Source organism: uncultured Paraglaciecola sp., assembly GCF_943787955.1.
GTDB lineage: Bacteria > Pseudomonadota > Gammaproteobacteria > Enterobacterales > Alteromonadaceae > Paraglaciecola.
Map to the genome: position 1 here is coordinate 42,688 of NZ_CALSOK010000018.1, position 11,292 is coordinate 53,979.

Sequence of the window (11,292 nt, forward strand, 5' to 3'; positions counted from 1 at the left end):
CAACTTACCCTCAATACCTTAGTTAACTTTTTTGAGAGTTGACAAGTTGTTTTGCTATTTTCCAGCGTCTCAAGGCCAATAACTCTAGCTTAAAATAGTTATTAACAATGCCTCCCTAATGTAATTGATACGAATGTCTTTAAATAATTTCGCTTTTATGTGTGATACCAACAAACTACGATAGACCGCTTGGTATTTTATAGAAGTGCACGATATATTGAAAATAGATCTGAATAACGCTCCTCACTACATGCAACAATTAACGGGCCTTTTGATTACAAATATGTTGATGAATGTTGCCCAGCCCCATAAAAAAATAAAAATGCCCACTAGGATTACAACAACATGAATAACAAAAGCGCTCCCAACCTCAGCAATAAATTGACTAAAGAGCAGCTCATATCACAACTAAATTTAGAACATCACTTCGAAGGGGGATACTTTCGTCAAACATTTAAAGCCGAACACAGGGACCAAATCAACACTGCACGGGGGGATCGTACCATCATGACGGCTATTTATTACATGTTGACCGACGACAATAATATTGATCATTTCCATACTAAGTATTCAGATGGCATTGAGTTTTACCATATGGGTGCCCCAATCACGTATCACATGATTTATCCAAACGGACATTATGAAAAAGCCGTGCTAGGACCCGACATATTCAATGGTCAGCAGTTGCAGCTTGCCTTACCCGGTGGCACGTATAAAGCGGCGGAACTCACCTCAGGATCGTATGGTTTAGTAAGTGAAGCGGTTGCACCCGGATGGGAAATAGAAGACATGATAGACGTAAGTAGAGACGAATTACTCAATCAGTTCCCGCAGCATAAAGTCGTCATTGAGCGACTAGCAAATAAAAAACTGCCGTTTTTAGACCCCAGCTAAAAAACTGTTGCGTATTCGTTGATTAAGGCACTTAAAAATAAAGTCTTCTTTTTGTTCTTAAACATAAATATCCAAATGTTTGGGACCTTTGGGTTTCTTCTGTTTAATTTTGACAACTTTTTCGTTGGGACATTCGTGCTCTGAGTTTTTCTCATTTTTATTACGCTGTTGATTTTTTTCCCTCGCCTCCCTTTCCTCACCTTTTAATTCCTTTTCCTCGTCGCTTAAATCACGTAACGGTTCTTGCTTATCAATTTTTGCTACTTTTTGGCTATCATGGGCAATAGGCACTTTCCCCTCTCGGGGTAGCATTGAAAATAAAAGGTCGGTAGTCATTATTCCTCCTCAGTTTATTAAAAATAGTAAATGGCCAGTTATTTCGACAACGTTGTATATAAAACATTCAATCACTGGATTGTAAACTAACATAGTTGATTTAATTGTAAGCAAGCGACAACTTTCCCCCGAAATATTCTTGCATTAATCAGGCCGATTGCATAATGTATGCGCCATTAAAGCGTACTGACAAAAAAGAATCACAATATATGAATATTACCTTGAAAGTAGTCGTACATCATCATATAGCTTAGCCTTTCAGGTATATGCTTGGAGGTTTATTGAATCCTTCTAGCGGCGCAGACACACTCTAAACCCCCGGAAGGCCTCTTTCGGGGGTTTTTCTTTTGGGTTGGAGTAGCCACTGACCAACGGCAAGTTAAGTAATAATTTTTTAATAGGAATGAAATAAACATGATTGATAACAATAGATTACGTATTGCCGTACAGAAATCAGGAAGATTAAGTGACGACAGCATTTCTTTATTAAAAGCGATTGGCATCAAATTGCAAATTCGTGACCGTTTGTTGATTGCTCACTCTACTAACCAACCTATTGATTTGTTGTTAGTGCGTGACGATGACATTCCAGGTTTAGTGATGGACGGTGTAGTAGATTTAGGTTTTATTGGCCAAAACGAATTAGAAGAAAAGATGTTGGAACGTAAAGCAGCAGGCAAAAAAGCTGAATACATTGAGCTTAGACGGTTAGATTACGGTGGTTGTCGCTTATCTATTGCCGTGCCTAATGAAATGGATTACCAAGGACTAGAGTCATTACAGGGCAAAAAAGTCGCCACTACTTACCCTTTTTTATTAGAACGTTTTTTTAAAGTAAAGAACATTAATGCTAGTACAGTCATGCTAACAGGATCGGTTGAAGTAGCGCCACGCGCTGGTTTGGCAGATGCGATTTGTGACCTTGTATCGACTGGAGCCACCCTTGAAGCCAATGGTTTACAAGAAGCCGATGAAATATTTACATCTAAAGCGGTATTCATCCAGCGTGGCGGCGAAATGCCGGAGGCTAAACAAGCACTGATCAGCAAAATACTGCCGCGTATGGATGGTATTACTCAGGCCAAGGAGAGCAAATACATTATGCTACATGCGCCTAAGGCATATTTAGCACAAGTAAAAAGCTTACTTCCCGGCTCTGAAAATCCAACGGTGCTGCCTCTTGCAGGTAATGATGACATTGTCGCTGTCCACGTAGTCAGCCCTGAAACCCTATTTTGGGAAACCATGGAAAAACTCAAAGCATTGGGTTGTAGTTCGATCTTGGTGATGCCGATTGAAAAGATGATGTCCTAAGGTAAAGCGAAAACAGCTAAAAGGCTAAATAGACATGCAAATATGGGCACAACTTAACCCAACTGAACAAGCTAAATTACTCAGCAGACCCGCGCTTGCCAATAGCCAAGCTTTGGGTGATACGGTAACAGACATTATTGAGCAAGTTAAACAACATGGCGATAAAGCTTTGTTGGCCTTTACCGAGCGTTTTGACGGCACAAAATTAGACAATGTACGTTTTAATGATGAGACACTCAGCAGCTTCGCCAGCCAAATTAAACCAGAAGTAAAATGGGCAATTGACCAAGCCTATGCAAACATCAAAGCATTTCATCAAGCTCAGTACCCCGATGATGTTGTTGTTGAAACCACCCCCGGCGTGGTTTGTGAACTTAAACATGCGCCTTTAGCGTCAGTTGGCTTATATATTCCAGGCGGAACAGCACCACTACCTTCAACGGTTTTAATGTTAGGCGCCACGGCTCAGGTGGCCGGCTGTGCTAGAAAAGTACTTTGCACACCTCCTAATAAATACGGTCAAATAGCTGTTGAAATTCGTTATGCGGCCAGTCTGTGTGATATCGACGAAATATATTTAGTCGGTGGAGCACAAGCTATTGCAGCTTTAGCACTGGGCACTGAAAGTATTATTAAGGTGGATAAGATTTTTGGCCCAGGTAATAGTTATGTCACCGAAGCCAAACAACAGGTCAGCCTTATTCCAGCAGGCCCGGCAATAGATATGCCCGCGGGTCCATCTGAGGTATTAGTGATTGCTGATAAGCAAGCAAACCCTGTATTTGTTGCAGCTGACTTATTGTCTCAAGCCGAGCATGGCACTGACTCTCAAGCGGTACTAGTGTCCAACAGTGCTGATTTAATCGCAGCGGTTAAACAACAAGTAACCTTGCAGTTGACAACATTAAATCGTAAAACGATTGCCGAGCAAGCGGTTAAACATAGTCGCTATATTCTGACAGAAACCTTGGAGCAAGCATTTGAAGTCAGCAATGCTTATGCGCCTGAACACCTCATTATACAAATAGAAAATGCCCGTGACAGCTTAGATAAACTGACTAATGCTGGTTCAATCTTTGTGGGTCAATGGTCACCTGAATCAGCTGGCGATTATGCCAGTGGTACTAATCATGTATTACCAACATATGGTTATGCACGCAATTATTCAAGCTTAGGCTTAGCTGACTTTATGCGCCGTTATACGGTACAAGAACTAAGTTACCATGGCTTACAAAATATCGGCAATGCGATTATGGATTTAGCTGATGCTGAAGGGTTAGATGCCCACAGGCAGGCAGTAAAGCTGAGATTAGATGCTGAATACTTGGAAAGTAAATAACCATGAGCGAATTAGTCAATAAGCTAATGTGCGAAAATATAAAGGCCTTAAAACCTTATGAATCAGCTAGACGAATTTTTGCGGGTGGTGATAGCGACAGCGAAACTTGGCTGAACGCAAATGAGTCACCTTTTGCTAATGATTTCGACATCGACACTGAGCATTTTAATCGTTATCCAGATTGCCAACCACAACGCGTGTTATTGCCTTACGCAGAATATGCAGGTGTACAAGCCAACCAGTTATTGGTGAGTCGTGGGGCCGACGAAGGCATTGAGTTACTTATCCGTACATTTTGTTCACCGGGCAAAGACAGTATTTTAATTTGCCCACCGACTTATGGTATGTACGCCATCAGCGCTGAAACATGCAATATAGGTGTCGAGAGAGCGCCTTTGAATGCAGATTTTTCTTTAGATGTTTCTGCCATTAGTGCTTACAAAGGTAAAGTGAACTTAGTGTTTATTTGTTCACCCAATAATCCAACAGGTACATCGATTGGCAAGGCGCAACTTAAACAAGTATTAGAGCACTTCGCTGACTCAGCCTTAGTCGTGGTTGACGAAGCTTATTTTGAATTTGATGCCAACAATACATGGGCCACTGAATTAGCAACATATCCAAATTTAGTCGTGTTGCGTACCTTATCCAAAGCGTTTGCATTAGCAGGGTTACGCTGTGGCTTTACCTTAGCCAACAATGACATTATTTACAGCATCATGAAGGTGATTGCACCCTACCCTATGCCAGAGCCGGTCGCACAAATTGCAGCCCAAGCACTCAGTCCAAAAGGGCTCAAGCAAATGACTGAGCAAGTAGAATATTTGCAACAGCAAAGTCAATTAGTCAAACAACGGTTGAGTCAATTCCCTGAGCTCGAATTAGTCGGTGATGATAAAGCTAATTTTATATTGTTCCGCCATCCCCAAAAACAAGGGTTAATGGACTATTTGGTGGCCAACTCAGTACTTATACGTGACCAGTCTAAACAAGTAAACTTAGTTAATTGCCTGCGTATTACGCTTGGTACTCAACAACAAAACGAAAAATTGCTAGCGTTAATGGCAAGCTTTTTTACACAGCAGGAAAAATCAGCATGAGCCAGCAACCCCTTCTTTTCATTGATCGCGATGGTACCTTGGTTGAAGAGCCAGTCATCGACAAACAACTTGATAGTTTAGAAAAATTAGTCTTCGAACCACATGTTTTACCTGTGTTGCTCAAGCTACAGCAAAATGGTTTTCGTTTAGTGATGGTGTCAAACCAAGATGGATTGGGAACAGAGAGTTTCCCTCAAGCCAATTTTGACTTAGCCCACACCAAGATGATGGACATTTTTACTAGCCAAGGCGTGACGTTTGACGATGTATTAATTTGTCCACACTTCGATAATGACAACTGCGCTTGCCGAAAGCCTAAACTAGGTTTAGTGAAAGACTATTTGCAACAAGGTAAAATTGATTTTACCCGTTCATTTGTGATTGGTGATCGCGATACTGATATCCAGCTAGCTGAAAACATGGGGATTGTAGGTATCAAGTACAATCGCGAAAATAACAACTGGCAAGGGATTGAAAAACAGTTATTGGCGTCTTCACGTGTAGCCCACGTAGTACGCAAAACCTCTGAAACCAATATCAATGTCACAGTAAATTTAGACTCAAGTGCGAAATCGACAATTCAAACAGGCCTTGGGTTCTTTGACCATATGCTTGATCAAGTTGCCACTCATGCAGGTTTTGAATTAACACTAACGGTAGATGGCGATTTACATATAGACGACCACCACAGCGTAGAAGACACCGCCCTTGCACTTGGCGAAGCACTTAAAAATGCACTAGGTGACAAACGCGGTATTGGCCGTTTTGGTTTTGCATTACCTATGGATGAATGTCGCGCCGAATGTATTTTAGATATATCTAACCGACCGCATTTAAAATTTGATGCTCCTTTTAGCCGCGACCAAGTAGGCGATATGGCTACCGAAATGGTGCCACACTTTTTTTACTCTATTGCTCAGGCTATGGGTTTATCACTGCACCTTTCGACTACAGAGGGCAATGCTCACCATCAAGTTGAAAGTTTGTTTAAAGTATTTGGCCGCGCATTACGACAAGCTATTCACAAACAAGGTGAAACGTTACCAAGTACTAAAGGTGCCTTGTAAACATGGCATCGCAACAAATTGTTATTGTTAATACTGGCTGCGCGAATATTTCATCGGTAAAATTTGCTGTTGAACGTTTAGGTTCACACGTCACAGTGAGTGACGACATACATATCATTCAAACAGCCGACAAAGTATTTTTACCCGGTGTAGGTAGTGCGAATGCAGCCATGGCCAGCATTGAGAAAAAACAATTAATCAGCTGTATTCAAGAACTGACTCAACCAGTTTTAGGCATATGCTTAGGTATGCAGTTGATGGTTGAAAAGTCAGAAGAAAGCCTTAGCAATAACACGCCTTGTTTAGGTCTTATTCCCGGACAAGTAAAACGATTGCAAGTAGGCGATTTACGTTTACCTCATATGGGTTGGAATACCGTGACGCCCGATGCCGATGCGCGATTATTTAAAGGCATCAATGCGGGTAGTTACTTTTATTTTGTTCACAGTTTTGCTGTGGCAGTTTCAGAATTTACAATGGCCAGTTGCCAATACGGCATGGACTTTTCTGCAGCTATTCACAAAGACAACTTTTTTGGTGTGCAATTTCATCCTGAGCGTTCGAGTGACGCAGGTGCACACCTTTTGAAAAACTTTATCGATTTATAAAAGACTGAGTCTTAAGAAAGGATTAATAGGCAAAATATGATCATCCCAGCGATAGATTTAATAGAAGGTTCAGTAGTGCGTTTATACCAAGGCGACTATGAACAGAAAACCGAATACAAACTCGACCCTATCGATGTCGTGCATAGTTATGCGGACCAAGGGGCAAAGTGGTTACATATTGTTGACTTAACCGGTGCCAAAAATACCAGTAAGCGTCAACTCGAACTCATTGGTAAGATGGTTGCCACTGGTCGCATGCACTTTCAAGTAGGTGGCGGTATTCGCAGCGAAGCTGATGTGAAACAACTTCTAGATATAGGCGTTAAACGTGTGGTCATTGGCTCATTGGCAGTCAAAGAGCCTGAGCTGGTTAAAGGTTGGATCACAAAATATGGCGCAGAGGCCATAGTGCTCGCGCTGGACATCAACATTGACGACTCAGGTAACAAATTTATCGCCACCCATGGCTGGCAAGAAAACTCTGGCGTGTCGATTGAAGCTTTACTTGAAAACTTCTTATCTGTGGGCGCGAAGCATGTGCTTTGCACTGACATCAGCCGTGACGGTACTTTACAAGGTGCTAATCATCAACTTTACACTGAAATGACAAAACAATTTTCGAGTGTAGGTTGGCAAGCGTCTGGTGGTATTGGTAACCTGACCGACATCGCAGTGCTTAAACCTACCAAGGTAAGTGGTGTCATTTTAGGTCGTGCTCTCTTGGAAGGTAAATTCACAGTAGAACAAGCAATTGAATGTTGGAACTCGGCACAAGATTAACAGCACCACATGTTGGCAACAGACTTAAAATAACAAATTAGGAAATTATCATGGCAGCTTTTGGTACAGTGTTTATGCCACATATGGCATTCACTACCTTTGAAAATAATCAATGGAATGAAGCAGCAATTGTTGCATCTGACAGCATTCAATTACATCCCGGCGCCCATGTGTTGCATTACTCCAGCACCTGCTTTGAAGGACTAAAAGCCTTCAAACATGCCGACGGCAGTGTCCATGTGTTCCGTATGGATCAAAACCTTGCCCGTTTTGCACAAAGCAGCCAATTGTTGTCGTTACCAGAAATTGACCAAAACCAAGTATCTAAGATGATTTTAGACATAACGGCACAATACAGTGCCGATATTCCAGAGCCACCTGGGTCGATGTATATTCGTCCTACACATATAGGCACTGAAGCGGCGATAGGTAAAGCCGCTGCACCAAGTGCTAGTTCTATGTTATATGTGCTGATTTCACCTGTAGGTGACTACTTTGCCGGCGGCTCAAAGCCGCTTAGGGTGTTACTTGACGAAACAGGTTTGCGCTGTGCCCCACATATGGGAATGATCAAAAGTGGTGGCAATTATGCCAGTGCACTAGGTCCAATTTTAGCTGCAAAACACGATGTACAGGCTGATCAAATATTGTTCTGCCCAAATGGTGACGTGCAGGAAACAGGCGCAGCTAACTTCTTATTAATTGATGGCGACGAAATTATCACCAAAGCATTAGATCCAACTTTTTTACATGGTGTTACCCGCAACTCGATTTTAACCTTAGCGGCAGATATGGGCATGAAAGTCACTGAAACCCGATTAACTGTTGAAGAATTATTAAAAAGAGCTGCTAAACCTCATGTTGAAGCTGCCTTATCAGGCACAGCTGCCGTTCTGACATCAGTAGGCACTCTAATCCATAATGGTAAAGAGCACACAGTGGGAGTAGGCGAACACGGCCCAACCACCAAAAAATTACGCCAAGCACTAAACGATATTCAATGGGGCAAAGCGCCAGACAAGCACCATTGGTTAACACAAGTTAAATAAGGTTTTTTATGTTAGCTAGACGCATTATCCCCTGCTTAGATGTCAAAGATAGCAAAGTCGTCAAGGGAGTGAAGTTTCGTAATCACGAAATCATCGGCGACATAGTGCCCTTAGCTCAGCAGTATGCTCAACAAGGTGCTGATGAATTAGTGTTTTACGACATCACTGCATCCAGCGATAAGCGCGTTGTGGATAAAAGTTGGGTAACCCGCATTGCACAGGTCATTGATATCCCGTTTTGTGTCGCAGGCGGCATTAAAACGATTGAAGAAGCGGGTAAAATATTAGAAATGGGTGCTGACAAAATATCTGTTAACTCACCCGCTTTGGCTGATCCTGAATTGATCACCCGCCTTCACGATACCTTTGGCCAACAATGTGTGGTGGTGGGTATCGACAGTTTTTTCAATGAAGAAACGGCTAAATATCAAGTTCATCAATACACAGGCGATGAAACTCGCACCCAAGTCACGGCTTGGGAAACCGCTGATTGGGTTAAAGAAGTACAACAACGTGGTGCTGGTGAAATTGTACTTAATTGCATGAACCAAGATGGTGTACGTGAAGGTTACGATATCAAACAACTGGCGGCTATTCGAAAAAACTGTGGTGTACCCTTGATCGCCTCAGGAGGAGCAGGTCAAAGCGTGCATTTTAAAAACGTTTTTGAACAAGCAGATGTTGATGGCGCATTAGCCGCATCAATATTTCACAAGGGCATTATTCCTATACCAGTATTAAAAGCCTATTTACGTATGCAAAACATAGCTATTAGAGATTAAAATGATTATTACAAAAGAAAATGTGGCGAAACTGGCTTGGGATAAAATGGATAATTTGATCCCTTGCACCGTGCAAAACGCAGTCAGTGGTAAAGTGTTGATGCAGGGCTTTATGAACCAAGAGGCATTGGATAAAACCTTAGAAACAAACTTGGTAACCTTCTTTAGTCGTTCAAAACAACGTTTATGGACTAAAGGTGAAGAGTCTGGAAATAATTTAGGTCTAGTTGAAATCACCAGCGACTGTGACGATGATTCTTTACTTGCTTTGGTTAATCCAATCGGACCTACATGCCACAAAGGCACAGAAACTTGCTGGGACGATAGTCAATCAGCTAACATCAGCTTTATTGCTGAATTGGAGGATGTGATTGCCTCACGAAAAGGAGCCGATCCTGACTCTAGTTACACCGCTCACTTATACAGCAAAGGTATCAAACGTATCGCGCAAAAAGTCGGTGAAGAAGGCGTTGAAACAGCACTTGCCGCTACGGTAAAAGACGTAGAAGAGTTAAAAAATGAGTCTGCAGATTTGTTGTATCATTTAATTGTATTACTACAAGCGAGCGACTTGAGTTTATCTGATGTGATCGAAGTATTAAAACAACGTCATTTAAAATAGTTGTCTAAGGTTATTATCTATTCCTTCATGCAATATGAAGGAATAGGAATGTATGTCGAAACAAATTTTGATCTTCCCCCAGTTTAGTAGACATTCAGCTTGCCTTTGAATATGTGTTTTCATATTCATCGGGGGACACATAACCAAGGTGGCTGTGCAGTCGTGTTGGATTATAGAACATTTCTATATAATCAAACAAATCTGCTCTTGCATCACTTCGTGTTGCGTACACTTTTCGCTTCACTCTCTCGGTTTTAAGTGAATGGAAAAAGCTTTCCGCAACAGCATTATCTAAACAATGACCGCGACGACTCATACTAGGTTGCATATTATGTGCAGTTAAGAAGTCCCTGTAATCACCGCTAGCGTATTGACTACCCTGATCAGTATGCACTACAACACCTGTTGCTTTAGGTCGTCTCCAAATAGCCATTATCATCGCTTTTATGACAATGTCAGACGTCATCGTTGATTGCATCGACCAGCCAATCACTTTTCGAGAAAACAAGTCCACCACCACGGCTAAGTAGAGCCAACCTTCGTACGTTTTTATATAGGTGATGTCCGAAACCCACGCTTCATCAGGCTCACATACAACAAACTGCTGTTGGAGGTGATTATCAGCAATGACCGATGGTATAGCTGATTTAAAGTACCGCCGCTTGTAGCCAATATTGGCTCTCAATTTAGCTTGTTTCATTAACTTCGCTACGCGGTTTTCACCACAAGCTTCACCTGAACGTCGCAATTCATGCGTGATACGTGGACTGCCGTAAACTCCACCACTTTGCACATAACTGGCTTTAATCTGCTCAAGCAATCGTATGTTGTCTTTTTCGGCCTTAGACTGCGGTTCTTTTAACCACGCGTAAAAACCGCTGCGGTGAACGTTCAGCACTCTGCACATGGTGCTTACGCGATAGATTTGGAGCCGTGATTTTATGAACGTGTACTTTTCTTTGACTCGCTTGCAAAGTACACGGCGGCTTCCTTTAGGATGTTTCTTTCTTCTGTGACGCGCTTCAAATCAGCTTTGAGCTTCCGTATTTCCTCATTCTCAGCAGATTGTTGGGGCGGTTTTTTCGCTTTACTGACCCAGTAATACAAAGATTTATCGGAAATACCTAAGCGCTTAGCAACACTGGGTACCGAGAAGCCTTTTTCCAACACTTGTCGAACGGCTTCTTGCTTAAATTCATCAGGATATTTTTTATTCATAACACTTTTTACCTTACTTCGCTTTCTAAGTAAAAAATGTCTACAAATTTAGGGGAAGATCATTTATATATAACTCGCAAAATAGTTACTCCCAAAAACAAGACCAAGCTGCTTCCTCTTTTACATCCTGATGTCAAGATTTTAATTGAATTCGTTAAAAAAATAACTTTATAACAATCAATA

General features: G+C 41.8%; 12 protein-coding genes and 1 other annotated feature. Of the genes, 10 read left to right on the top strand and 2 right to left on the bottom strand.

What is annotated here, in order from left to right; genetic code table 11:
* Window positions 1-345: 345 nt before the first annotated feature.
* Window positions 346-894: a cupin domain-containing protein gene (locus tag Q0Y52_RS16250; RefSeq protein WP_297823444.1), complete on the top strand. Its 549-nt coding sequence runs from the start codon at window positions 346-348 to the stop codon at window positions 892-894.
* Window positions 895-951: 57 nt separating this feature from the next.
* On the opposite strand, the gene Q0Y52_RS16255 is transcribed toward Q0Y52_RS16250, so the two are convergent.
* Window positions 952-1,230 carry a hypothetical protein gene (locus tag Q0Y52_RS16255; protein WP_297823445.1) on the bottom strand — a complete coding sequence of 93 codons (279 nt, stop codon included), beginning with the start codon at window positions 1,228-1,230 and terminating at the stop codon, window positions 952-954.
* A gap of 235 nt (window positions 1,231-1,465) precedes the next feature.
* Window positions 1,466-1,575: a sequence feature (His leader region), on the top strand.
* Between the two features lie 69 nt (window positions 1,576-1,644).
* Here Q0Y52_RS16255 and hisG point away from each other — a divergent pair.
* The 9 genes from hisG to hisIE are packed head-to-tail and all read left to right on the top strand — an operon-like array spanning window position 1,645 to window position 9,891.
* Window positions 1,645-2,544, top strand: a complete 900-nt coding sequence (gene hisG / locus Q0Y52_RS16260; protein ID WP_297823447.1) for an ATP phosphoribosyltransferase — start codon at window positions 1,645-1,647, stop codon at window positions 2,542-2,544.
* A gap of 34 nt (window positions 2,545-2,578) precedes the next feature.
* Entirely contained in the window at window positions 2,579-3,883 is a 1,305-nt protein-coding gene (gene hisD, locus Q0Y52_RS16265) for a histidinol dehydrogenase (protein WP_297823449.1), read from the top strand.
* A gap of 2 nt (window positions 3,884-3,885) precedes the next feature.
* A complete protein-coding gene (hisC, locus tag Q0Y52_RS16270; protein WP_297823451.1) occupies window positions 3,886-4,983 on the top strand; it encodes a histidinol-phosphate transaminase in 1,098 nt (365 codons plus the stop codon).
* Window positions 4,980-6,050: a bifunctional histidinol-phosphatase/imidazoleglycerol-phosphate dehydratase HisB gene (gene hisB, locus Q0Y52_RS16275; RefSeq protein ID WP_297823454.1), complete on the top strand. Its 1,071-nt coding sequence runs from the start codon at window positions 4,980-4,982 to the stop codon at window positions 6,048-6,050. The genes hisC and hisB overlap by 4 nt, the downstream gene beginning before the upstream one ends.
* A 2-nt stretch (window positions 6,051-6,052) precedes the next feature.
* Window positions 6,053-6,658: an imidazole glycerol phosphate synthase subunit HisH gene (gene hisH, locus Q0Y52_RS16280; RefSeq protein WP_297823456.1), complete on the top strand. Its 606-nt coding sequence runs from the start codon at window positions 6,053-6,055 to the stop codon at window positions 6,656-6,658.
* Window positions 6,659-6,694: 36 nt separating this feature from the next.
* The gene (gene hisA / locus Q0Y52_RS16285) at window positions 6,695-7,438 is read left to right on the top strand and encodes a 1-(5-phosphoribosyl)-5-[(5-phosphoribosylamino)methylideneamino]imidazole-4-carboxamide isomerase (protein WP_297823458.1); all 744 of its coding nucleotides are present in this window, start codon (window positions 6,695-6,697) and stop codon (window positions 7,436-7,438) included.
* Between the two features lie 50 nt (window positions 7,439-7,488).
* A complete protein-coding gene (locus Q0Y52_RS16290) occupies window positions 7,489-8,487 on the top strand; it encodes a branched-chain amino acid aminotransferase (protein ID WP_297823460.1) in 999 nt (332 codons plus the stop codon).
* A gap of 8 nt (window positions 8,488-8,495) precedes the next feature.
* Window positions 8,496-9,269 (top strand): imidazole glycerol phosphate synthase subunit HisF, encoded by a 774-nt coding sequence (gene hisF / locus Q0Y52_RS16295; RefSeq protein WP_297823462.1) that lies wholly within the window; start codon window positions 8,496-8,498, stop codon window positions 9,267-9,269.
* Window position 9,270: 1 nt separating this feature from the next.
* Window positions 9,271-9,891 (top strand): bifunctional phosphoribosyl-AMP cyclohydrolase/phosphoribosyl-ATP diphosphatase HisIE, encoded by a 621-nt coding sequence (gene hisIE / locus Q0Y52_RS16300; protein WP_297823464.1) that lies wholly within the window; start codon window positions 9,271-9,273, stop codon window positions 9,889-9,891.
* Between the two features lie 94 nt (window positions 9,892-9,985).
* Here the strand turns inward: hisIE and Q0Y52_RS16305 are convergent.
* Window positions 9,986-11,109 (bottom strand): IS3 family transposase gene (locus Q0Y52_RS16305; RefSeq protein ID WP_297820814.1). Its coding sequence is split into 2 segments (ribosomal slippage): window positions 9,986-10,878 and window positions 10,878-11,109, totalling 1,125 coding nucleotides; the frame shifts between segments, so codons are not numbered across the junction.
* Between the last annotated feature and the right edge of the window lie 183 nt (window positions 11,110-11,292).